Origin of the sequence: Nocardioides turkmenicus (genome assembly GCF_011045035.1) — a bacterium.
Lineage (GTDB): Bacteria > Actinomycetota > Actinomycetes > Propionibacteriales > Nocardioidaceae > Nocardioides > Nocardioides turkmenicus.
On the sequence record NZ_JAALAA010000001.1, the window covers coordinates 1 to 20,997 of the forward strand.

At 70.3% G+C, this 20,997-nt stretch carries 24 protein-coding genes; 7 read left to right on the top strand and 17 right to left on the bottom strand.

Features of this window, described 5'->3' with window-relative positions; genetic code table 11:
* The 3 genes from G5C66_RS00005 to G5C66_RS00015 form a co-directional block, all read right to left on the bottom strand.
* Nucleotides 1-943 (bottom strand): asparaginase (locus tag G5C66_RS00005; protein WP_165108479.1); only part of this gene is annotated, 943 nt, incomplete at its 3' end.
* A complete protein-coding gene (locus G5C66_RS00010; RefSeq protein WP_165108481.1) occupies nt 943-2,370 on the bottom strand; it encodes an amino acid permease in 1,428 nt (475 codons plus the stop codon). The genes G5C66_RS00005 and G5C66_RS00010, both read right to left, overlap by 1 nt.
* The gene (locus G5C66_RS00015) at nt 2,367-3,089 is read right to left on the bottom strand and encodes a FadR/GntR family transcriptional regulator (protein WP_206443559.1); all 723 of its coding nucleotides are present in this window, start codon (nt 3,087-3,089) and stop codon (nt 2,367-2,369) included. Before G5C66_RS00015 ends, G5C66_RS00010 begins: the two co-directional genes overlap by 4 nt.
* Nucleotides 3,090-3,402: 313 nt before the next feature.
* Between G5C66_RS00015 and G5C66_RS00020 the strand changes: the two genes are divergently transcribed.
* Nucleotides 3,403-5,016: an ABC-F family ATP-binding cassette domain-containing protein gene (locus G5C66_RS00020; protein WP_165108483.1), complete on the top strand. Its 1,614-nt coding sequence runs from the start codon at nt 3,403-3,405 to the stop codon at nt 5,014-5,016.
* Here the strand turns inward: G5C66_RS00020 and G5C66_RS00025 are convergent.
* The 4 genes from G5C66_RS00025 to G5C66_RS00040 are packed head-to-tail and all read right to left on the bottom strand — an operon-like array spanning nt 5,005 to nt 8,035.
* Nucleotides 5,005-5,664, bottom strand: coding sequence for an enoyl-CoA hydratase-related protein (locus G5C66_RS00025; protein WP_165108485.1), 660 nt, complete (start codon nt 5,662-5,664; stop codon nt 5,005-5,007). The genes G5C66_RS00020 and G5C66_RS00025 overlap by 12 nt on opposite strands.
* Before the next feature lie 2 nt (nt 5,665-5,666).
* On the bottom strand, nt 5,667-6,125 hold the full coding sequence (locus tag G5C66_RS00030; RefSeq protein ID WP_165108487.1) for an SRPBCC family protein: 459 nt from the start codon (nt 6,123-6,125) through the stop codon (nt 5,667-5,669).
* 15 nt (nt 6,126-6,140) lie between these two features.
* Nucleotides 6,141-7,376 carry an oxidoreductase gene (locus G5C66_RS00035; RefSeq protein WP_165108489.1) on the bottom strand — a complete coding sequence of 412 codons (1,236 nt, stop codon included), beginning with the start codon at nt 7,374-7,376 and terminating at the stop codon, nt 6,141-6,143.
* Nucleotides 7,373-8,035, bottom strand: coding sequence for a TetR/AcrR family transcriptional regulator (locus tag G5C66_RS00040; RefSeq protein ID WP_165108491.1), 663 nt, complete (start codon nt 8,033-8,035; stop codon nt 7,373-7,375). The genes G5C66_RS00035 and G5C66_RS00040 overlap by 4 nt, the downstream gene beginning before the upstream one ends.
* A gap of 231 nt (nt 8,036-8,266) precedes the next feature.
* Here G5C66_RS00040 and G5C66_RS00045 point away from each other — a divergent pair, with 231 nt between their 5' ends.
* Complete coding sequence (locus G5C66_RS00045) at nt 8,267-8,440, top strand: hypothetical protein (RefSeq protein WP_165108493.1); 174 nt, start codon at nt 8,267-8,269, stop codon at nt 8,438-8,440.
* A 3-nt stretch (nt 8,441-8,443) separates the two neighbouring features.
* The gene (locus G5C66_RS00050) at nt 8,444-8,887 is read left to right on the top strand and encodes a hypothetical protein (RefSeq protein WP_165108495.1); all 444 of its coding nucleotides are present in this window, start codon (nt 8,444-8,446) and stop codon (nt 8,885-8,887) included.
* Between the two features lie 3 nt (nt 8,888-8,890).
* Here the strand turns inward: G5C66_RS00050 and G5C66_RS00055 are convergent, their stop codons facing one another.
* The 4 genes from G5C66_RS00055 to G5C66_RS00065 all read right to left on the bottom strand — a co-directional run bounded on the left by G5C66_RS00055 (nt 8,891) and on the right by G5C66_RS00065 (nt 11,338).
* Nucleotides 8,891-9,391 carry a class E sortase gene (locus G5C66_RS00055; protein WP_241248099.1) on the bottom strand — a complete coding sequence of 167 codons (501 nt, stop codon included), beginning with the start codon at nt 9,389-9,391 and terminating at the stop codon, nt 8,891-8,893.
* A 269-nt stretch (nt 9,392-9,660) separates the two neighbouring features.
* The gene (locus G5C66_RS25650) at nt 9,661-10,239 is read right to left on the bottom strand and encodes a class I SAM-dependent methyltransferase (RefSeq protein ID WP_338144015.1); all 579 of its coding nucleotides are present in this window, start codon (nt 10,237-10,239) and stop codon (nt 9,661-9,663) included.
* A 6-nt stretch (nt 10,240-10,245) separates the two neighbouring features.
* Complete coding sequence (locus G5C66_RS25655) at nt 10,246-10,734, bottom strand: hypothetical protein (protein ID WP_241248100.1); 489 nt, start codon at nt 10,732-10,734, stop codon at nt 10,246-10,248.
* A gap of 391 nt (nt 10,735-11,125) precedes the next feature.
* On the bottom strand, nt 11,126-11,338 hold the full coding sequence (locus G5C66_RS00065; protein WP_165108499.1) for a dodecin: 213 nt from the start codon (nt 11,336-11,338) through the stop codon (nt 11,126-11,128).
* A gap of 110 nt (nt 11,339-11,448) precedes the next feature.
* Here G5C66_RS00065 and zwf point away from each other — a divergent pair, with 110 nt between their 5' ends.
* Together zwf and G5C66_RS00075 are read left to right on the top strand one after the other, a co-directional pair.
* Nucleotides 11,449-12,894: a glucose-6-phosphate dehydrogenase gene (zwf, locus tag G5C66_RS00070; protein ID WP_338144016.1), complete on the top strand. Its 1,446-nt coding sequence runs from the start codon at nt 11,449-11,451 to the stop codon at nt 12,892-12,894.
* A complete protein-coding gene (locus tag G5C66_RS00075) occupies nt 12,891-13,880 on the top strand; it encodes a 5'-3' exonuclease (RefSeq protein ID WP_165108503.1) in 990 nt (329 codons plus the stop codon). Before zwf ends, G5C66_RS00075 begins: the two co-directional genes overlap by 4 nt.
* Here G5C66_RS00075 and G5C66_RS00080 read toward each other — a convergent pair.
* From G5C66_RS00080 to G5C66_RS00090, 3 genes are all read right to left on the bottom strand, one after another.
* Complete coding sequence (locus G5C66_RS00080) at nt 13,877-15,325, bottom strand: hypothetical protein (protein ID WP_165108505.1); 1,449 nt, start codon at nt 15,323-15,325, stop codon at nt 13,877-13,879. The genes G5C66_RS00075 and G5C66_RS00080 overlap by 4 nt on opposite strands.
* Before the next feature lie 48 nt (nt 15,326-15,373).
* Nucleotides 15,374-16,099, bottom strand: a complete 726-nt coding sequence (locus tag G5C66_RS00085; protein WP_165108507.1) for a hypothetical protein — start codon at nt 16,097-16,099, stop codon at nt 15,374-15,376.
* Between the two features lie 112 nt (nt 16,100-16,211).
* On the bottom strand, nt 16,212-17,447 hold the full coding sequence (locus G5C66_RS00090; RefSeq protein ID WP_165108509.1) for a trans-sulfuration enzyme family protein: 1,236 nt from the start codon (nt 17,445-17,447) through the stop codon (nt 16,212-16,214).
* Nucleotides 17,448-17,561: 114 nt separating this feature from the next.
* Here G5C66_RS00090 and G5C66_RS00095 point away from each other — a divergent pair, with 114 nt between their 5' ends.
* Entirely contained in the window at nt 17,562-18,044 is a 483-nt protein-coding gene (locus G5C66_RS00095; protein WP_165108511.1) for an Lrp/AsnC family transcriptional regulator, read from the top strand.
* Between the two features lie 29 nt (nt 18,045-18,073).
* Here G5C66_RS00095 and G5C66_RS00100 read toward each other — a convergent pair whose 3' ends face one another.
* A complete protein-coding gene (locus G5C66_RS00100) occupies nt 18,074-18,877 on the bottom strand; it encodes an alpha/beta fold hydrolase (protein WP_165108513.1) in 804 nt (267 codons plus the stop codon).
* A 76-nt stretch (nt 18,878-18,953) separates the two neighbouring features.
* Between G5C66_RS00100 and G5C66_RS00105 the strand changes: the two genes are divergently transcribed.
* Nucleotides 18,954-19,865 (top strand): helix-turn-helix transcriptional regulator, encoded by a 912-nt coding sequence (locus tag G5C66_RS00105; protein WP_206443560.1) that lies wholly within the window; start codon nt 18,954-18,956, stop codon nt 19,863-19,865.
* Here the strand turns inward: G5C66_RS00105 and G5C66_RS00110 are convergent.
* Nucleotides 19,810-20,208: a hypothetical protein gene (locus G5C66_RS00110; protein ID WP_165108515.1), complete on the bottom strand. Its 399-nt coding sequence runs from the start codon at nt 20,206-20,208 to the stop codon at nt 19,810-19,812. The genes G5C66_RS00105 and G5C66_RS00110 overlap by 56 nt on opposite strands.
* Nucleotides 20,209-20,334: 126 nt before the next feature.
* Complete coding sequence (locus tag G5C66_RS00115; protein WP_165108517.1) at nt 20,335-20,901, bottom strand: hypothetical protein; 567 nt, start codon at nt 20,899-20,901, stop codon at nt 20,335-20,337.
* Between the last annotated feature and the right edge of the window lie 96 nt (nt 20,902-20,997).

Here is a 20,997-nt window from a genome sequence, read left to right on the forward strand (position 1 = left end):
GCTCGCCCTGCTGGCCGAGGGCGGCGGGGTCGACCCCGCCCTCGGCCAGCAGGGCGAGCAGTGCGGGCAGGCGGGCCCGATCGGCGCCGTCGGCGATCTTGAGCGCGAGGCTGGTGCCGTCGGGCAGGGCGGCGACCTGGACCGCTTCGAACCCGTCCTTGGCCAGCAGGCCGGGAACCGTCTGCATGAGGGCGGTGACGTCACGGCGGGTTCCGGCGACCATCTCGGGGTGGCGGCGCATCGCCGCGGCGACCCGGTGCTCGGCGGTGCCCTCGGGTGCGAGCACGAGCCGCCGGGCGGCGCGAGCGAGCCCGTGCAGCGAGATCCCGAACAGCGGGGTGCCACAGCCGTCCGCGGTGACCGTCGCGACCCGCTGCCCGGTGAGCTCCTCGACAGTGGCGCGGATGAGGTCCTGGAGCGGATGAGCCGGATCGAGGTAGCGGTCGTGGGTCCAGCCGGCGGCCAGGCAGGTCGCGACCATCGCGGCATGCTTGCCCGAGCAGTTGTGCGCGAGCCGGCTCGGACGCGCGTCGGCACGCAGCCACGCCTCACGCTCGACCGGGTCGTACGGCAGGTCCGGCGGGTTCTGCAGCGCGTCCTCGCCGAGACCGACGGAGGCCAGCAACCGGCGGGCTCCGGTCAGGTGGACGGCCTCGCCGGAGTGGCTGGCGGCGGCGAGCGCGAGCAGGTCGTCGTCGACGTCCAGCCCGGCGCGTACCATCGCGACCGCCTGCATCGGCTTGGCCGCCGAGCGCGGGTAGAACGCCGCCTCGATGTCGCCGACCGCCAGGCGTACCCGTCCCTCCGGGTCGAGAAGGACCGCCGAACCGTGGTGGACGCCTTCCACCATCTCGCCGCGCCAGAGCTCGACCAGAGGCTGGTGGGCCGGCACCCGCATCGGAGCCGCGTCGGCGACCGGAGTCTTCAGGTCGGGCAGGCTCATCACACCTCCATCGCGGAGGTGTCGATGCGGTCGCGGACGACGAACCAGCCGGCGACCAGCGCCACCAGCATCACCGGCATCGCGAGCAGGGTGATCCGGCCGACGTGGTCGAAGAACATCAGGATCAGGACCATGGCGAGGAACGCCAGCGCGATGAGCTGCGGCACCGGTGACCACGGCACCCGGAAGGTGGGGCGCTCGATCACGCCGGTGCGGCTGCGGCGCTCGAAGATCGTGTGGCTGATCAGGATGATCGCCCAGGTCGCGATGATGCCCACCGAGGCCAGGTTGAGGACGATCTCGAACGCCTGGGCGGGGACGACGTAGTTGAGCCCGACACCGAGAACGCACACAGCAGCGGTCATCAGGATGCCGCCGTACGGCACCTTGTGCCGGTTCATCGCGGCGGCGAAGCGAGGTGCGGTGCCGGCGGCCGCGAGCGAGCGCAGGATCCGGCCCGTGGAGTAGAGCCCGGAGTTGAGGCTCGACATGGCGGCGGTGAGGACCACCAGGTTCATCACGTCGCCCGCGCCGGGTACGCCGACCCGCGAGAGCACGGTCACGAACGGGCTCTCGTCGGCGGAGTAGGCCGACCACGGCAGCAGCATCGCGAGCAGCACGACCGAGCCGACGTAGAAGATGCCGATCCGCCAGATGATGGTGTTGATCGCCCGGGGCATGACACGACGGGGGTCCGCGGTCTCCCCGGCGGCCACGCCGACCAGCTCGATGGAGGCGTAGGCGAAGATGACGCCCTGGATCACCAGGACCATCGGAAGCATGCCAGCAGGGAACAGCCCGCCGTGGTCGGTGATCAGCTGGGGTCCGGGGGTGGTGCCGTCGATCGGGTGCCGGGTGACGATGAGGACGATCGCGATCGCCATGAACGCCACCAGCGTGGCCACCTTGATCAGCGCGAACCAGAACTCCATCTCGCCGAACAGGCGGACCGAGAGCAGGTTGAGCGCCAGCACGATCACCAGGGCGCCCAGGGCGAGCACCCATTGCGGAACCGGCGAGAAGAACGACCAGTAGTGGGCGTAGAGGGCGATCGCGGTGATGTCGGCGATGCCGGTGGTCGACCAGTTCAGGAAGTACATCCAGCCGGCGGTGTAGGCGCCCTTCTCACCGAGGAACTCGCGGGCGTAGGAGACGAAGGCCCCGGATGACGGGCGGTAGAGGATCATCTCACCGAGACAGCGCACGACGATGAACGCGACGAGACCGCACGCGGCGTACGCGATCGCCAGCGACGGCCCGGCGCTGGCCAGCCGCCCGCCGGCACCGAGGAACAGGCCGGTGCCGATGGCGCCACCGATCGCGATCATCGTGATGTGGCGCGGCGTCAGGGACTTGCCGTAGCCCTCGTCGCCCGCGTCCGTGGGCTGGGGATGGGCTTCGGCGCCGGTGGAGGTTGGCAGGGTCATCGATCGGTGTTCCTGTCGGTGGTGGGGTCGCGGACGATGTCTCCGAGCGCGTCGTCGACGTGCTCGAGATGGGCGCGCATCGCCGCCTCGGCGGTCTCCGAGGACCCGGAGGCGATGGCGTCGACGATGAGGCGGTGCTCGGCGTCGGAGGCCGTACGTCGCGTCTCGTCGAGCTTGTTGAGCAGAGCGCTCTGGGTGGCCAGAGCCTCCCGGATCTCCTCGATCACCTTCCCGAAGACGGGGTTGGCCGAGGCGCGGGCGATGGCGATGTGGAACAGCGAGTCGAGGGCGACCCAGACGGCGCCGTCCTCCTCGCGCTCCATCCGCTCGAGCAGGCTCCGCATCTCGTCGAGGTCGTCGCCGCTGTGCCGGGTCGCGGCGTACCCGGCAGCCGGGACCTCGACATGGCGGCGCGCCTCGACCAGGTCGCGGGCGGAGTAGCTGCCGAACGTCGGGTTGTCGGCGGCCCGGTCGGAGACGACGAACGTGCCCCGCCCCGACTGGGACTCCGTCATGCCGAGCGCCTGCAGGGCTCGGAGCGCCTCCCGGACGACCGGGCGGCTGACGCCGAAGTCGCGGACCAGGGTGGCCTCGGACGGGAGCCGGGTGCCGACCGGGAAGGTGCCGGACTCGATCTCCGAGCGCAGCTCGGCGAGGACGAGTTCCATGGCGTTGGCACGCCGGATCGGTTTGACTGTTTGCCTGTCAGACAGGTTCATGGCGATGAGTGTGAGGGGCGTCACCGTCGCGTGTCAACCCGGCCGGATGCGGGCGCTCGGACTCAGCTTCGCGGATCGGCGCCTGTTAGCATCTGCGACGTGGGACTGATCGAGGTGGACAAGTTCTAGCCACCGCACTGCCGGTGGCTCTCGCCTGACGCCTTCGCGTCGGCATGCCGGCACGTCCGCCTGCGCGGACGCGCGATCACGACCCCTTTCGGGTCGACCTCGCGGTGCATTCGCCATCGACCTGTCACCGACTTCCCGTCACGCCTTCGCGGCGCTCGACGGGCGAGAAAGAGAACCCACCGCGATGTCCACCGCATCCATCACCCTGCGCGACCTGACCTTCGAGTGGCCCGACGGCACCGTCGCGCTCGACCGCGTCAACGGCACCTTCGGCACCGACCGCACCGGCCTCATCGGCCGCAACGGCGCCGGCAAGTCCACCCTCCTCCGCCTCATCGCCGGCGAGCTGTCTGCGACCTCGGGGCAGATCGACGCGACCGGCGAGGTCGGCTATCTGCCCCAGACGCTCACGCTCCGAGGAGACGCCACGATCGCCGACCTGCTCGGTATCGACGGCATCCTCGCCGCGATCCGGGCGATCGAGTCCGGCGAGGTCGACCAGCGCCACTTCGACACGATCGGCGACGACTGGGACATCGAGTCCCGCGCGGACGAGGCCCTGGACCAGATCGGCTTCTCCGCCGCCGACCTCGACCGCCGGGTCGCCGAGATCTCCGGCGGGGAGGGCATGCTGATCGCGATCACCGGCCTCCGCATCCGCCGCACCCCGATCACCCTGCTCGACGAGCCGACCAACAACCTCGACCGAGCCACCCGCGCCAAGCTCGCCGAATTCGTCGACCAGTGGCCGGGGACGCTCGTGGTCGTCAGCCACGACCTCGAGCTGCTCGAGCACATGGACAGCACGACCGAGCTGTACGCCGGGACGCTGAGCACGTTCGGCGGCCCCTACAGCGCGTGGAAGGAGCACCAGGAGCAGGAGCAGGCGGCCGCCGAACAGGCCGCGAGGTCCGCTCAGCAGGCACTCAAGGTCGAGAAGCGCCAGCGGATCGAGGCGGAGACGAAGCTCGCCCGCCGCGAACGGACGGCCAAGAAGACCCAGAAGGACGGCGGGATCCCGAAGATCCTCGCCGGCAACCGGGCCAGCAAGGCCCAGGCGTCCGCCGGCTCGCTCCGCTCGACCCTCGACGACAAGGTGAAGGCGGCTCAGGCCGCCGTGGACGCGGCCGGTGCCCGCGTACGCAGCGAGGAGCACATCCACCTCACCCTCCCCGACCCCGATGTACCGCGCGGCCGGCGGATCGCGGAGCTCGAGGACGGGGGACGGACAGTCGTGATCCAGGGACCGGAGCGGGTGGCGCTGATCGGCGCGAACGGCTCCGGGAAGTCGACCTTGGTCGACCACCTCGTGCAGGGTGGCGACCCGGTGCCGGGGCGGCCGCACGGCCGTCTCCTCACCGATCTGGTCGGCCTCCTCCCCCAGCGCCTGGACGGGCTGGACGACGAGGCGAGCGCGATGGAGAACGTACGCGCCGTCGCGCTGGAGACGCCTTCGGGCACGATCCGCAACCAGCTCGCCCGGCTGCTCCTACGCGGTGACAGCGTCGACCGCCCGGTGCGTACGCTCTCCGGCGGCGAACGCTTCCGCGTCTCCCTCGCCCGTCTCCTCCTGGCCGACCCGCCGTCCCAGCTGCTGATCCTCGACGAGCCGACGAACAACCTCGACATCACCAGCGTCGAGCAACTCGCCGAGGCGCTCGACGCCTACCGAGGCGCGTTGCTCGTGGTCAGCCACGACTTCGGGTTCCTGGAGCGGATCGGCATCGACACCGTCATCGAGCTCGACGGCGCCGGGCGGATGCACCAGCGTCGGGGTCTGGACGAGTCAACGAGCTGAGGTGTCCCGGAGGGCGGCGACCGCGGTCGCGTACATCGTCGACTTGATCTTGCCGAGCGTCTCGGCCGGCTTGCCCGCGAGCGCGGCGACGCGCGCGATCGCCTGCTCGAGGAGCTCGGCCTCGGGCGCGGTGCCGTCGACGATGCCGGCGGCGAGCGCGTCGGGCCCGGGGAACCGGCGCCCGGTGGTCATCGAGTCGGTCGCCGCCCGCGGGGTGAGCTTGGCCTGGATCAGCGCGGCCATGCCCGGGGTGAACGGGATCTGGATGTCGACCTCGGGGAAGCAGAAGAAGCCGCGGTCCTCGCGCATGATCCTCCAGTCCAGGGTCATCGCGAGCATCGCGCCGGCACCGAAGGCGTGGCCGTTGATCGCGGTGGCCGTCGGCACCGGGAGGACCAGGAGGCGGGCGAGCAGCGCCTGCACCTCGGCGACGTACGCCTCGAACTGGTCGGCGTTCTGCCCGAGCCAGTCCAGGTCGAGACCGTTGGAGTAGAACTTCCCGGTCGCGGTCAGCACCAGTGGCGCGGGCGCTGCGACGACCTTGTCGAGGGCGTCGTTCACCGACGTCATCCAGTCGGGGCTGAACCGGTTCTCGGTGTCGCCGATGTCGAGGACGTACACGCCGTCGGTCTGGGTCAGGGTCGTCATGCTCAGCTCACCTGCCCGGCGGCGGCCGCGGCCGCGCGCTTCGCGGTCTGGGCCAGCGTCATGCCGAAGATGACCCGGAACGCGATGGCGAAGGCCGGCTCGGCTGCGCGCAGGACAGGATTCCTGATGCCGAAGACCGTCTTCCAGGTGACCTGGGTGCCGCCGGGCACCTCGACGAACTCGACCCGGCCGAGCTCGTGCTCGGAGGCCGGGCGGGACTCGCGGATGCGGTACTCCATCAGCACTGGCCGTTCGAAGGCGGTGATCTCCTCGCGCAGCGAGATCAGGCCACCGTTGACGACACGGACGGCGCCGAGGCCGTTCTTCTCGGTCCTCCCTGGGACGACGACCTCGGCGGAGAGCACCATCGGGAGGTCCGCGAGGCGCTCATGATCGACGTAGGCATCGAACACTGCCTCGATCGGGGCGTTGATCGTCCTGGTGACGATGACGGTCTGCATGATCTTCCTTCCGGTTCAGCCGCGCGGGGAGCGCAGGCTCTCGAGGCCGTTGTTGAGGAGGTACTGGGTCACGTTGAGAGCGGCGTGCCGGTCGGGCGCCGGCTCCTTGCCCTTCGCCATGCGCCACATCTGGACGCTGTAGTAGGTCAGCTCGGTGAGGCTGTCGAGCATGCGGATCCCGCTGCGCCGTGGGTTGACGACGCTCTCGTCGGCGCGGCCGGCGAGCAGCTGGGCCGGGAAGTCGGGCTGCACGGTGAGCGGGCGCCCGAGGCCGACGAGGTCCACGGCACCGGACTCGACGGCGTCGACCATCCCGGCGGCGGTGCGGAACCCGCCGGTGAGCATCAGCGGCAGGTCCGGCAGCTCGGCACGGACGCGTTCGGCGTACGCGAGGAAGTACGCCTCCCGCCGCCGTGTGCTCGCCTTCAGCGACGGGTCCACACCCAGCATGGCGGCCGAGGCGTAGGTGCCACCGGAGATCTCCAGCAGGTCCAGGCCCTCCGCGGCGAGGGCGTGGACGACCTCGAGCGACTCCTCCTCACCGAAGCCACCCTTCTGGAAGTCGGCGGAGTTGAGCTTGATCGCGACAGGCGTCTCGGTCCCGACCTCGGCGCGGATCGCCCGGAGCACCTCGAGCACGAAGCGGCGCCGCTTCTCCGGCGTGCCACCCCAGGCGTCGGTGCGCTGGTTGGACAGCGGCGAGAGGAACTGGCTGATCAGGTAGCCGTGCGCACCATGGATCTGTACGCCATCGAAGCCCGCCCCGGTCACGATCTTCGCGGTGGTGGCGAAGCGGCGGATCAGGTCCTCGATCTCGCCTCCGGTCAGCGCACGAGGCTCCGCGAACAGGCCGCCCGTGCCGGGCACAGCCACCGCCGAGGGCGCCACCGGAAGGGCGGTGAGCGTGCGCGGCGTCTGCCGGCCCGGGTGGTTGATCTGGACCCACACCTTCGATCCGCCTGCTTTGGCGATCTGCGCCCACTCGGCGAGGTCGTCGGCGTGGCGGTCGTCCTCGACGACGACGTTGCCCGGCTCGCCGATCGCGGTGCGGTCGATCATCACGTTGCCGGTGATCGAGAGCCCGACCCCGCTGTCGGCCCAGCGCCGGTAGAGGTTCTTGATCCGGCTTCCCGGCGTGAAGTCGCGACGCCCGAGACCCTCGCTGAGGGCGGCCTTGGCGAGGCGGTTCGGGATCACGAACCCGTTCGGCAACGTCAACGGCTGCGCCAGGATCGACTGGTCTCGGGTCACGGGTTGCTCCTCGGTGTGGACGGATCTTCAGGTGAAGCCGTGGACGGATGTGGCTCGAGCGGGACGGTGAGAATCGCGCGGACGGCCGCCTCCAGCCGGGCCGCGGTCGCCTCGTCGGCCTCGCGGTCCTCGAGGAGGCAGCGGCGCAGGATGCCGCCGGGCAGGTCGACGACGCAGACCGCGATCGCCTCGACAGCGATCCGGTCGCCGCGGTCCCACACGCCGCGCGCCAGCGCGACCAGCACCTCGACGAACTTCTCCTGCACGGAGTTCAGCTCGGTCTCGAGCTCGGGAGGAATGTCGGCGGAGAAGAGCTGGTCGCGACGCTGGGCGAAGAAGAGCCGAGCGCTGGCCGGGAAGCGGCGTACGAACTCGACGGGGGTCAGCGCGACCGCCACGACGGCGTCCTCCCCGGAGGCGTCGGCGGACCTCTCCCCCATCGCCTCGGCCATCAGGTCGCCGAGACGGCACCAGGACCGCAGCCACAGCCGCGCGAGCAGTACGTCCTTCGAGCCGAAGGCGTGGTAGATCGTCCCGTTCGACGCCCCCGCCGCGGTGGCCAGCGACCGCAGCGTCAGCCCGGACGGGTCGCCGCTCGTGACGATCTGCTCGGCGACGTCGAGGAGATCGTCGAGCGTATGGAGCCGCTGTCGGGACATGCCGAGACTCTAAATAGAGCAGACGCTCTAGATCAATGGCTCCAGATGTGTTGGGTGTCACATTCCGGGTGATAACCGGATGACTCTGCGTTCGTCGAACCGGCACTCTCTACGCATAACTCGAACCGCCCGGATCCTGTCGCGGCCGCCCAAGACCTGGTCACCGCCCGTTTTCCTGATGCGGAGCAGGCGTGGCTCGGCGGGTCGGTGGTCCTGGGCGGAGCAACGCCGATGTCGGACCTCGACATCACGGTGCTCGACGCGACGGCGACGGCCCACCGCGAGTCGCTGCGTCATCTGGGCTGGCCCGTCGAGCTCTTCGTGCACACCGAGGCGAGCATCCGCCACTTCGTCGGGCGGGACCTCGCCAACCGCAAGCCGACGATGGCACGGCTCGTCGCTTGAGGTGTGCCGCTGCTTCCTGGCGACGGCGGAGCGGCCGTACGTCGCCATTGTGAGGACGTCCTCGAGGCCGGCCCCGCTCCCCTGCCACCGTCGGCGCTGGCGCGCGCTCGATATGAGCTGAGCGATCTGGTCGACGACCTGCAGGGATCCGGCCCCGGCCCCGAGGGCACCGCGATCGCGGTCGAGACGTGGCGGCGTACGGCCGAGCTGGTCCTCGACTCCAACGGCTGCTGGCGCGGCGGCGGGAAGTGGCTGATGCGCGAGCTCATCGCCCTCGACGCCGCTGCCGGAACCGCCTGGGCGTCCCGCCTCGACGTCGGCCTGGCCGCAGCCCTCGCCGGCGACACGGCCCTGCTCCAGCAGGCCGCCGAAGAATGTCTAGCCCTGGCCGGAGGCCGCCTCTGGGAAGGCTTCCATCAAGAGGCCCCGATCGACGCGAGCCACTGACCATCATCGAATAGCGACGAGCACCCCGATCTTGTCGATGCGGTGCTCGGGATTGTCGAACTCGTCGGACCAATAGTTGCCGGCCGCGTGGTCCTCAGGAGTGGCGCAGGTCGACAGCGTGATCATCGCGCGCGTGGGGGCCACGCCAGGCTTGCCCGGGACCGGCGCCCGCTGCGCCCGCAGCGACGCCTCCGACCGGAACGATGTCTCTCGGGTACCGGTGATGCGATAGACGTACGTCGCCTCCTCGGTCCGCACGGAGACCCGGTCGCCTCGCCTCAGCTCGGGCAGCCTGAGGAACGCCCTCGTCGACGAGAGCCGGTGCGCGGTGACCTGGTAGTTGCCGATCCCGCCCGGCCCGGTGCCGCCCCGAGGACCGTACGGACTGGCCGCGACACCGCCGTTCTGGATCTCGGTGCCGGGAGCGTCGTCCGTCCAGCCGCGATAGGGCACGACCTCCAGGTCGGTGACGCCGATCTTGGGGATCGACAGCTGTCCGCGCATCGGCGTCCCGTCAGAGGACAGCGGCGCCGTGTCGGTGGCGGTGGCCGTCGGGGACGGGGTCGGGGTCGAAAACGCTGTCGCCGAGGGCGACGCCGACAGAGTGGCGGTCCCGGACGGGGTCTCTGCGCCACACGCGCCGAACGCGACTGCGCCGACGACCGCGGCGACAGCCCCGGATGATCTGATCTTCATGGCGCCGCCTCGGGCGATCTGCTGGATGGAGATCCACGGTACGCCGCAGCGACAACCCCGATCTGGGGTCGATGTGGTCAGGAGAGCCGGTAGAAGCGCCAGAACCCGAACTCCTCGATCGGCAGAACCTCGAAGTCGGTGAAGCCCGCCTCTTCGCCGTAGCTCTTCAACGTCGACGGCCGCATCACCGTCCCGGTCCCGACGCTCGGGGGCGAGGAGAGTCCGTCCGGCAGGCACACCAGCAGGCTGAACCCGTACATGATCTGCTCCAGGTCGTCGCCGTTCGGAGCGAAGCTGTCCGCCACAGCCTCGTCCATCACCACCAGCGATCCCCCGGGCGCGAGCGTCCTCCTTATTGCACTGAGGACGTCGACCGGTCGCGGCATGTCGTGCACGCACTCGAAGGCGAAGGCGACATCGACCGTCCCGTCCGGCAGGCTCGCCGCGTCTTGGCACAGGAAGCGCACCCGGTCCTCGACCCCCGCTCCATGTGCGTTCTCCACAGCCATCTCGACCGAGGGCTGGTCGATGTCGATGCCGAGCACGGTGGCCCCGGGATAGGCGCGCGCCAAGGCGATGCTCGACCATCCCCCACCACAGCCCACGTCGAGAATCCGGCACCCCTCCGCGGAGAGGGCGTCGTGGACGGCCGGCACACCAGCCTACGCCGGCCCGAGCTGCTTCTCGTACCACGGCCGATTCGCATCCGCCTGCGACTGCCGAGCGTCATCCCCCAGGTCGTCCCAGCTCACCCCACCACCGTCCCGGTACGCCTCCATCAGCCGAGGCAGCACCGGCCCCACCGCCCCGAACATCCGCGCGATGGGCACCAGATAGGCCAGGCTCGTCGGGTCCGTCATCACCTCCGCCGTGCTCGCCGGGATCGCGAACCGCCGCTCGTCGGGGCTGCCGTCGGCCTCGACCACCAACAACCCACTCACCGCCTGCTGCTCGAGCCACTCCCGTGCGTACCGAACTTGTGTCCCCGTACGCTCCGCCAGCTCGACCGCACTCGCCGGCCCCTCATCCGCCAGTGAGCGATACCAACCGAGCCGGTCGCCGATGAACACCGACACGATCTCGACCGTGCCGAGGAGCGACCCGAAGAGCCGCTCCGCCACCTCATCAGCCGTCTGCTGCGATGCATCCATCGATCCACCATCGTCCGACTCACACTGCCCTGATCAGTCCCGTCAGGGCCCTACCTGGTTTCAGGTACAGCAAGTTCGACCGCCGTGATCGAGCGGTGGACTCTTCAGACCTAGCGACACACTGGTAGGCGACCACGCAGGAACGACTCGGTGCGCCTCACCGTCCAGCTCTGGGAGAAGTAGCCGGTCATTCTGGTGAAGGTTCGCTTCGCCCCCTCTTCGTAAAGGGTGCTCGTCGTCGCACACGCCCGACGCCTACATCGCGGCGGCACCGCAGTGATCGGCTCGAACGTCGGCACCAGGGTCATGAGTGGTGTCTCGGCATCATGGTCATCCCGCCCGCTTCGAGCTGTGCAAGTGATCGCCTTCGAATCCCGCCGCGTTGTACCGGTCAGTCGTCGTCCATGCGGAAGCCGACCTTGAGCCCGACCTGGAAGTGCTGGATCTCGCCCTCTTCGAGGTGGCCGCGGATCTGGGTGACCTCGAACCAGTCCAGGTGCCGCAGGGTCTGGGCGGCGCGACCGAGGCCGCTGCGGATGGCATCCTCGAGCCCGGTCTCGGAGGAACCGACGATCTCGGTGACGCGGTAGGTGTGCGAAGACATGGCGTGCCTCTCCAGTAGTTGGTTGCTTCCACCATGGATCCGAGGCCGACACCGTGCAAGGGTCCGCGGCGATGAACCGGCAGCGTGACCACGGGTGGGAGACTGAGCACGTGCCTTCGAAACCCGCCCCGCACGTACTCGTCCTCTTCGGCGCAACCGGCGACCTGGCCGCGCGCAAGCTGTTCCCCGGGCTGTACCGGCTCGCCCTCGCCAAGCGGCTTCCCGACCAGTTCGCGGTCATCGGCAGCGGGCGGCGCTCGCCCGGCACCGACGACGAGTTCCGTGACCAGGTGCGCCAGGCGCTGGAGGAGTTCGTCCACGACGTCGACGAGTCCGTCGCCGGGCCGCTGCTGGAGCGGATCCGCTTCGTCGCCTCCTCCGCCGAGGACGGCACCGCGCTGGCCGAGGCGGTGCACGAGGCCGAGGACCGGCTCGCGCTGGACAGCGGGCAGACCGTGGGCGACGTACATCGCCTTCTCTATCTCTCCGTGCCGCCGCAGGCGGTGGAGCCGATGGTCGGGATGCTCGCCCGGGAGGGGTTGAACGCCCGCAGCCGGCTGGTCGCGGAGAAGCCGTTCGGCACCGATCTCGCCTCGGCGCGCGAGCTCGACGCCGTGCTCAGCGAGGCGTTCGACGAGAAGCAGGTCTTCCGGATCGACCACTTCATCGGGAAGGAGGCCGTGCAGAATCTGCTGGCGCTGCGCTTCGCCAACGGCCTCTTCGAACCCGCCTGGAACCGGCACAGCATCGAGTCGGTGCAGATCGACGTTCCCGAGAAGCTCACCGTCACGGGTCGTGGCGGCTTCTACGAGGGCACCGGGTGCCTGCGCGACATGGTCACCACCCACCTGTGCCAGCTGCTCGGGTTCGTGGCGATGGAGGACCCGCACGCGTTCCGGGAGGGTGCGATCCGCGCGGCGAAGGCCGCCGCTTTCGCAGCCGTCCGGCCGCTGGACCCCGAGCGCGTGGTCTTCGGGCAGTACGACGGCTACCGCGAGGAGCCCGATGTCGCCGCCGACTCCGACGTGGAGACGTACGTCGCCATCGAGGCGTGGATCGACAACGACCGCTGGCGCGGGGTGCCGTTCTACCTGCGCACCGGTAAGGCGCTGGCCGCCGGGCGGCGGACGATCACGATCCGGTTCACCGACCCACGACACCAGTGGCTCCAGCCGGCCAACCCCGGTCCGGCCCAGCCCAACGAGCTGGTGATCGAGCTCAGCGACGACGCCCGGATCGAGATCGAGGTACGCGCCAAGCGACCCGGACCGGGGATGGCGCTGACCGAGGGTGTCTTCCGCCTCGACCTCGCCTGCGACGCGCCGGACGCTGGACCGCTGGAGGCCTACGAGCGGCTGCTCCTCGATGTCATGAACGGCGATCGCACCCTGTTCACCAGCGCGCGCGAGGTCGAGCGGCTGTGGGAGATCTGCCAGCCGGTCCTCGAGCACCGGCCCGCCGTGGAGAGCTACCCGCAGGGATCGTGGGGGCCGGAGTCGGCGCTCGACCTGCCGATCGGCGGCTGGCGGCTGGGACGGAACCAGTCGACTCGATGAGCTCGCCTCGCCGCCTCCTGCTCGTCGTCGACGCGCCGTCGCTGCTCCACCGCAACCATCACGCTCGGGCGCACACCCGGATGATCGACCGTGCCGGCCGGCCCGCGTGGGCGCTGCACGGCATGCTGCGGCAGATCCTCGACTCGATCGACGCCTTCGCCCCCGACGCGGTGCTCTTCGGTCTCGACGACCGCACCGCGTCCGTACGCCGGGACGCCTATCCCGACTACAAGGCCGGCCGCGCCGAGAAGGACCCGATGCTGGTCGAGCAGCTCGGCCGGGCCGGTGCGATGCTCGACGCCCTCGGGCTGGCGACCCTCACTCCCCCGGGCCTCGAGGCCGACGATGTCAACGCCTCCGCCGCGGCGTGGGCGGTCCGCAATGGCTGGAACTGCGTCGTGATCACCTCCGACCGTGACGCGTTCGCGCTGATCAGCGAGCACACCCAGGTCCTGCGGCTGATCAACGGCGGGATCAACGGCTCTCCCCTGCTCAACCCCGCCCGGCTCTATGCGATGTACGGCGTGCCGGCCTCTCGTTACCTCGATTACGCCGCCCTCCGCGGTGACGCCAGCGACAACCTGCCCGGCGTGAGCGGCATCGGCGAGAAGACCGCCGCGGCGCTCCTCGACCAGTTCGGCCCGATGGACGGCGTCTGGGCCGACATCGCCGACAACGACGGACGGAAGGTGATCGAGGTCCTCGACGCGTGGGCGGCCGACACCGGCGTACGCCGCATCGGCTCACGCGTCGTCCGCGCTCTGTCGGCGCCGGGCGCCCGGGAACGCTACGACTTCAACCTGCGGATCATGACCTGCCGCGACGACCTCGACCTCCGCCTCACGCCGGACATCCCCGGCACCCCCGGCCTGCTCCCGCTCGACATCGACCGGGTCACCCGGGTCGTGGGCTTCCTCGGTGTCGAGGCGACCACAGCCGTCGCGCAGCGGGTGCTGAGCACGAACCCGGCTTCGAGCGCGTTCTAGAGGGTCGAGTTCCAAGCCCGGGTGGCCGTGTTCTCCGCCTCCTGGCGCGCCGCGTCGATCTGGTCCGTGCACGCGGCACCCCTTCGGGAGAAGTCCGTGCTCGCCACCGTGCCTCGCCCCGGCGCCGTCGACCGGATCCACGCGACGATCGTGCCCTTCTCGTTCTCGTTGCCGCAGTTGTACGGCGCGGAGACGACACCGACGAGCCGAGTGCCCGACCAACCGACGTCGCGCAGCATCGTCATCACCCGGTCGAGCTCGCCCGGGCGGAAGTCGCCCTCCGGCTTGGGATAGGCGAGGACGTACGCTCCCCCGTGGTCGATCCCGACCAGGTCGGGGCCCCACATGATCACGTAGCCGAGCTTCGCGATCTCCGCCAGCTTCGGCGCGACCCGGGCCACCTCGGACGCCCGGTCCACGATCTGCGCCGGACCGGTGCCGTCGCCGTACCACTCGACCGGCTCCGGCCAGGTCACGGCGAGCTGGAGATCGGGCCCGATCTCGACCGCGGCAGCTCCCACGGCTCTGACATCGCTCACCGTCGCGGTCTCGGCGGTGATCTTCGTGAGCCCCATGTCGACCTCGGTCAGGGCTGTCGCGCCGGCATCGCGGAGACTGCGGGCGGCGGCCAAGGCAGGCTCGATGCGCTGACTTTCGGCACCCGAGTAGGTGGTGACGTCCTCGTCGTCACCGACCTCGATCCGGGCGACCTCGCCCTTCTCGAGCACGCTCTCGACGGCGCGCCAGACAGCAGGCGCGTCGCGCTCGTCGTCGACCTGAGTGCGGAGGTCGGAGATCCGCCCGTCTCGGCCCACCTCCAGCGTCACCGGCATCCGGAGGGCCTTGGCCAGCTGACCGAGCCTGCTTGCCGCCTTGTCCGGATGATCCAGCGGCGAACGACGCACTCGAACCGTGTCATCATTCGACGACGTCCCACCGCCGTGGACCAGGACCTCCCACGACTTCTTGTCCAAGCTCGGATCGCCTGCCACCACAGCGAACACCTTCTGCGCCGTCTCAACCCGTGCGCTCGCATCGGCAACCGTCACGCGCGCCAGAAGCTGGGAGGACTGGTCCTCGAGCCTGATCCGTTCGACCGCACCCTCGCGAACAGCCCCGTACGTCACCAGCGCGGCCGCAGCGTCGCGGCTGTCCCAGAACGCCTCGACCTCGGCAACGCCGACACGTGCTGTCCACCGACCCCGCAACGGCGCAGCGTCCAAGCGTTCAAGGACCTTCTCCGCCTGCTCTCGAGTGATCCCGTCGGCCAGCACAACTCGCTTCGCATCGGCGTCGACGTCGCGCACCCCGCTCATCTGTGCGACCTCGTCCACCAGCCGCCGCTCGACCTGCCCGTCCGAGCCCCACCACCGAACACCGCCGACAACGGCGCCCGCGATCAGCACACCCGCGGCAACCACCGCGAACCAACGCCCCCGAGTCATGGGCCTGATGCTCGCACAGCACGTCACAGACGGGCGACGAGACGCTCCCTACCCGATGTGATCGGGCGCCCACCGCTCTTGGAGGTCGGCGACCAGCTTCTCGGCATCGCTCGTGTCGGGTGCACGTACGGCGTCGAGGCTGGACTGCGGAAACATCACGTATCGGCCGTCCCCGTTCAGGTCGAGCTCGCTCAGCGCGTCGAGCGAGTCGGCCCGGGACAAGTCGATGACCTGGATGCCTTCCCCGATCCGATCGAGGACATCTTGGCCGGAGCCGGCCTTCACCTGCTCGATCTGGGCGGCGAGCTGGGTCACTGCGGCGCGGGTGTCACGGGCAGCGAGCTCGGCGACCTTCATGTTGTTCTCCGCGGCCTGCATGTTCTGCATGGCCGCGCCGTGCTGCTTCTCGGCTTCCTTCTTGTTCTGGTCGGCGGCGCTGGCGGCGCTCTTCGCCGCGGCGCCCGTCACCGAGACCCCGAGGAGCGCACCGAGCACGAACAGCGCAATGTTCTGGACCCGGTCGATGATCCCCAGCAGCTGCTCCCAGTCCGCTCGCTCCTGTGCCTCGTTGTGCTGGACGATGTAGGCCCAGCCGAGTGCGAGGACCAACAGCACGGCGACCAGGGCCACCGCGGCGATGGCCGCCGATACCTGCCATGGCCACTTGCCGACCGCCGGCGGGCTCTGCACGTCCGGGCTCTCCTCGACCGGCTCCGGTTCCTGGAGCTCGGTCGAGACCACTGTCTCGCCGTCGACGTTCGCGTTCTGCGTCATCGCGTCTCCCTGGGCTGTAGACGAAGTGGCGTCGACGTTCCTCCCCGGTGCGCGCATGACGTGGAACCGCGAAGCGAGGTACCGAGTTTTCGGCACCCCGCGATGCCAGCGCTCAGGCGAACTCGGGCGACAACCCGGCTTGGACCGCGGAATCAGCTGCACGAGCCATCGGGACAGACTCGCCCGAGAGGGCGGCGTCGAGGTCGGCCATCAGGTCCTCCGGACTCTCGAGGCCGATCGAGAGACGTACGAGGTTCGCGGCGGGCTTGGCGTGGGCGGCGACCGGGCGGTGGGTGAGGCCGGCGGGGTGCTGGATGAGGGAGTCGACGCCGCCGAGGGAGACGGCGTGGGTGAAGAGCTGGACCGAGGAGGTGACGCGGGCGGCGGCCTCGTACCCGCCGCGCAGGGCAATCGTGACCATGGCGCCGGGGCCGCTCATCTGCTTCCCGACCAGACCCCGATCGTCGTCGAGGCCCGGGAAGTAGACCTGCTCGACCGCCTGGTGCGACCGGAGCCATGCGGCGATCTCGACCGCGGCCGCCTGCTGGGCGCGGACGCGGGTGGGCAGGGTGGCGAGGCCGCGGTGCAGGAGATAGGCGCCCAGCGGGTGCAGCAGGCCGCCGGTGACGGCTCGGACCTGGCGCAGCTGGGTGGCGGTCTCCTCGTCGCAGGCGATCACGCCGCCGACGACGTCGCCGTGGCCGCCGATGTACTTGGTGGCGCTGTGCAGCGACATCGCCGCTCCCAGGGTGAGCGGGTTCTGCAGCACCGGGGTTGCGAAGGTGTTGTCCACGAGCACCGGTACGTCACCGGCAGCCGCCACGACGCCCGCGATGTCGACGAGGTCGAGCGTCGGGTTCGCCGGGGTCTCCAGCACCACCAGCGCCGTGTCGGCCCGGACCGCGGCGGCGACCTCGTGCTCGGCGCAGAAGGTGACCTCGACACCGAGGAGGCCGGAGGCGAGCAGGTGGTCTGTCCCGCCGTACAGCGGGCGGACGGCGACGATGTGGCGCTTGCCGCTGAAGGACGTGCTGGCGATGATCGCCGCGGTCATGGCCGCCATGCCCGAGGCGTACGCGACCGAGGTCTCGGCGTGCTCGAGCCTCGCCAGCGCCGACTCGAACCGCGCGACGGTGGGGTTCCACAGCCGCTGGTAGACGAACCCGCCCTCCGGGTTCGGGTGGCCACCGGTCGCCATGGCCTCGTAGGACTCGCCGCCGCGCTCGAGGTCGGGCAGCGGGTTGGTCGAGGAGAGGTCGAGCGGCAGGGCGTGGACGCCGAGCATCGCCAGGTCTTCCCGGCCGGCGTGGACGGCGAGTGAGTCGGGATGAGGGTTCACAAGCGGCATGCCAAGATGGTGGCGAGAATCACAAGTTCTGGCCACATCGATTGCTGAAGATCCCAGCGAACCTGCGATCTTGCCGCTTTCGAGCAACACAACCAACGACCAGGGGTGTCCTAGTTGGCGAAACTGCAACCCTCCCTCGACTCCGTCGACCGCCGCATCCTGAGCGAGCTCGCCGACAACCCCGAGCTCACCAACAAGGCACTCGCCGCGCGCCTCGGTCTCGCCGAGTCCACCTGCGCCTACCGCCTCCGTGCCCTGCGCGACAACGGGGTCATCGCCGGCCGCCGTCTCGACCTCGACGTCCGCTCGCTGGGCTACCCGCTGCAGGCGGTGATCAAGGTCCGTCTCGGCAGCCACAGCAAGGAGCACGTCGAGAAGCTCTACGACGACCTGGCCACCACGCCCGGCGTCATCCAGGCCTTCCACGTCGCCGGCGCGGACGACTTCCACCTCCACGTCGCCGTCGAGGACGCCGAGGCGCTGCGCGACTTCGTCCTCCAGCACGTGACCGTCCACCGCGTCGTACGGCAGACCGAGACACAGCTCGTCTTCGAGCTCCGCGAGGGCCCGGGCGTGCTGCCGCGCGAGACCACCTAGACCCCAGAAGCAGCCGACGCGAGCCGACCTCAGCCGAGGAACTCGAGCAGCAGCCGGGCCGTCTCGTCCGGCGCCTCCAGCATGGCGACGTGCCCGACGCCCGGGAGATACGCGACCCGGCTGCCCGACACGACCTCGTAGGCGTGCGCGGACGCCGGCTCCCAGCGCGGGTCAGCGTCCCCGAAGATGACCAGCGGCTTCCGCCCGATCCGGCGCAGCCGCTCGGGGACGTCCTGCTCGACGAGGTACTCGCGGTTCGCCTGCATGATCGCCCGGAACGTCTTGAACGACGTCCGCCTCAGGTCGTCGACCGCTTCGTCACTGATCGTCACCGGCTTCTCGGCGGTGGCGGCGATCCCCTTCCGGAGCAGCGCATCGGTACGCAGCGGCCACACCAGAGCACCGAGCGCAGCCCCCGTCAGCAGCTTGACCAGCGCGGGTTCCGGCCGCAGTGCCTCCATGTCCGGTCCGGTGCTGAGCAACACGATCGGTCCGACCAGGTCCGGTCGTCGCTCGGCCAGCGCGGTGGCGACGTACCCGCCGCTGGAGTGGCCGACGACCGGCACGCCCTCCGTGAGGCCGAGCTCGTCCAGCACGGCGGCGACCCGGTCGGCCTGGTCGGGGACGGCGTAGCTCGGCGCCGTGCTCGACCGACCGCAGCCCGGCAGGTCGATCCGGAGCACATGGAACCGCTCGGCGAGCGCCGGAACCATCGGCTCCCAGGTCGACCCGCTGGCCCCCGAGCCATGGATGAGCAGCAGAGGTGGCGCCGTCTCCGGCCCATCGTGGACGAGGTGGACGCCGTGGACGGTCGAAGTGTCGTACGTAGTCATGCCCCGACGATCTCCGAAAGGCCGGCCGGTCGTCTTGAACGAATGTCGGCCTTGCCCGCCGCCCTAGCCTGAAGCCATGGACTGGTCGCAGGTGGAGGTCGCGGTTCCGCACGCATCGCGCGTCGCGACGCCGATCCCGGGCGTCCACATGGCCGGGTTCCGCTACGACGGGACCGATCCCGTCGACATCTCGATGGTCGCCCACCCCGCGGTCACGCTGCTCTTCGACCTCGGCGTCCACCGCTGGTCCGTCGAGGACGGAGCGGGAACCCCTGGACCGGGCGACGTCGCGATCGGGCTGCTGCCCGACGACGTCCGGCTCACGGGCTCCGACCCGGGCGAGTGCCTCCAGGTGCGGTTGTCGCCGGTGCTCGCCGCTCGGATCCTGGACACCTCCGCCCTCGTCGGCACCGTCGCCGGGCTCGACGACGTCCTCGGGCCTGCGGCGGGACAGCTGAGCGCCGATCTGCGAGACGCCGGCTCGTGGGACGAACGATTCGATCTGATGTTCCGCTTCCTCGCCGGGCGCCTCGACGGCCGTCGCACGGTCGACCCCGAGGTCGCGTACGTCTGGCAGCAGATCCACCTCCGACACGGCCGCTCCGGCGTCCATGCCCTCGCCGAGGAGACCGGCTGGTCCCGCCAGCGGCTGTGGTCCCGCTTCCGGGCCCAGGTCGGGCTCTCGCCCAAGCAGGCCGCTCGACTCGTGCGCTTCGACCACGCCGCGAGGCTCCTCGCCCTGGGCAGCTCGCCTGCCGAGGCAGCGGCTCGCGCGGGCTACGCCGACCAGCCGCATCTCACCCGCGAGGTTCGGTCGATCGTGGGCACGACGCCCGTCGACATCGCCACCAAGCCCTGGCTCGCGATCGATCAGGAGGCCTGGCCGACTCTCATGCGTCAGGCCGCCGACGGGCCGCCGGAGACCCCGAGGCTCACCGCCCCCGGCCGAGCGATGCTCGGGCGAGCTGCGCCACGCGTACGTTGCTGATCCCCGTCTCCGCCGCGATCCGTCCGAACGACCAGCCGCGACGCCGCAGCACCCGGACGGCCTGCGCGCTCTCCTCGTGCAGGTCCTCGAGGCGCTTGTCGACCGTGCAGCGCAGGCGCTCGAGGTCACGGAGGACAGCGACCGGGTCGTCGACGTCGGCCTCGACAAGGACGGCCGCCTCCGCCCTGCGGGTCGGGGACGCTCCTGCGGCCAGCGCGGCCGGCGGGTTGAACGCCCAGAGCGTGTAGTCATCGGCCCAACGGATGAATCGAGCCATGCGGGTCTCACGGTGGACCGTGGGCGGGACGTCGGTGTTCCGGGTAGGGCGCGTGTCGACTGCCATCTTCGCCTCCTTCACGGGAGCTGCCGGGACTGAAGGATCCTCGGTATCCAGCATGCGCGGCCGTGATGACCGCGCCGTTGAGGGCTGGTAACGGGCAGGTAAGGACTCGATCGGGCTCCTACGGCGTCATCCGATGACGGCCAGTGTGATGGGGGCCGCGCCGAAGACGACGTCCAAGGCGATGCAGAACTCGGCCATGGACCGCGGGACCACCACGTCTCGGCGCCAGTGGACGTAGTCCCACGCGGCATGGCTGGCGAGCGCGACACCTGCCAGCGCCAGGCCGAACCGAGGTGATATCAACACCGCGGCGACAGCGAGGCCGCCGAACCCGATCATGGCGAACCCCTCGGCAGAGAGCGGCCGGATGGGAGCGCGGCGCAGCAGGCCGACCATGACGATGGCCGCGCCGAAGACCGCGAGACCGAGCCACCACGGGGCACCGGCCAGCTCGCGCAGGGTGGCCACGACCGAGCCGACGAGGATGTTCGCCCAGGCGATCCAGCGCAGGCCGAAGGCCGCTGCGCCCAGGTAGCAGCTCGCGGCGACGACGACGGTGAGGGCGACCGCGTCGGCCGCGACTCCGGTCACGATCTGGAAGGTTGCCGCAGCCAGCCCGAGCGCGACCGGCCAGTGCCCCCGGACCGGACGCTGGAGGTACGCCGGCGCGGAAGGAGCGGTCGTCGAGGTCATGGAGACTCCCGTGGGTCGAATTTTCCCGGTTGTCGAACAGTGCTGTTCGAGTTAATCTCGAACAGCACTGTTCATGTTAGTCGAAATGAGACCCCC

Bases quoted from the DNA above. Each gene is read 5' to 3' on its own strand.
- G5C66_RS00010 (WP_165108481.1), bottom strand. From the start codon at position 2,370: ATGACCCTGCCAACCTCCACCGGCGCCGAAGCCCATCCCCAGCCCACG.
- G5C66_RS00015 (WP_206443559.1), bottom strand. From the start codon at position 3,089: ATGAACCTGTCTGACAGGCAAACAGTCAAACCGATCCGGCGTGCCAAC.
- G5C66_RS00020 (WP_165108483.1), top strand. From the start codon at position 3,403: ATGTCCACCGCATCCATCACCCTGCGCGACCTGACCTTCGAGTGGCCC.
- G5C66_RS00025 (WP_165108485.1), bottom strand. From the start codon at position 5,664: ATGACGACCCTGACCCAGACCGACGGCGTGTACGTCCTCGACATCGGC.
- G5C66_RS00030 (WP_165108487.1), bottom strand. From the start codon at position 6,125: ATGCAGACCGTCATCGTCACCAGGACGATCAACGCCCCGATCGAGGCA.
- G5C66_RS00040 (WP_165108491.1), bottom strand. From the start codon at position 8,035: ATGTCCCGACAGCGGCTCCATACGCTCGACGATCTCCTCGACGTCGCC.
- G5C66_RS00045 (WP_165108493.1), top strand. From the start codon at position 8,267: ATGTCGGACCTCGACATCACGGTGCTCGACGCGACGGCGACGGCCCAC.
- G5C66_RS00055 (WP_241248099.1), bottom strand. From the start codon at position 9,391: ATGCGCGGACAGCTGTCGATCCCCAAGATCGGCGTCACCGACCTGGAG.
- G5C66_RS25655 (WP_241248100.1), bottom strand. From the start codon at position 10,734: ATGGATGCATCGCAGCAGACGGCTGATGAGGTGGCGGAGCGGCTCTTC.
- G5C66_RS00065 (WP_165108499.1), bottom strand. From the start codon at position 11,338: ATGTCTTCGCACACCTACCGCGTCACCGAGATCGTCGGTTCCTCCGAG.
- G5C66_RS00075 (WP_165108503.1), top strand. From the start codon at position 12,891: ATGAGCTCGCCTCGCCGCCTCCTGCTCGTCGTCGACGCGCCGTCGCTG.
- G5C66_RS00080 (WP_165108505.1), bottom strand. From the start codon at position 15,325: ATGACTCGGGGGCGTTGGTTCGCGGTGGTTGCCGCGGGTGTGCTGATC.
- G5C66_RS00085 (WP_165108507.1), bottom strand. From the start codon at position 16,099: ATGACGCAGAACGCGAACGTCGACGGCGAGACAGTGGTCTCGACCGAG.
- G5C66_RS00090 (WP_165108509.1), bottom strand. From the start codon at position 17,447: ATGCCGCTTGTGAACCCTCATCCCGACTCACTCGCCGTCCACGCCGGC.
- G5C66_RS00100 (WP_165108513.1), bottom strand. From the start codon at position 18,877: ATGACTACGTACGACACTTCGACCGTCCACGGCGTCCACCTCGTCCAC.
- G5C66_RS00105 (WP_206443560.1), top strand. From the start codon at position 18,954: ATGGACTGGTCGCAGGTGGAGGTCGCGGTTCCGCACGCATCGCGCGTC.
- G5C66_RS00110 (WP_165108515.1), bottom strand. From the start codon at position 20,208: ATGGCAGTCGACACGCGCCCTACCCGGAACACCGACGTCCCGCCCACG.
- G5C66_RS00115 (WP_165108517.1), bottom strand. From the start codon at position 20,901: ATGACCTCGACGACCGCTCCTTCCGCGCCGGCGTACCTCCAGCGTCCG.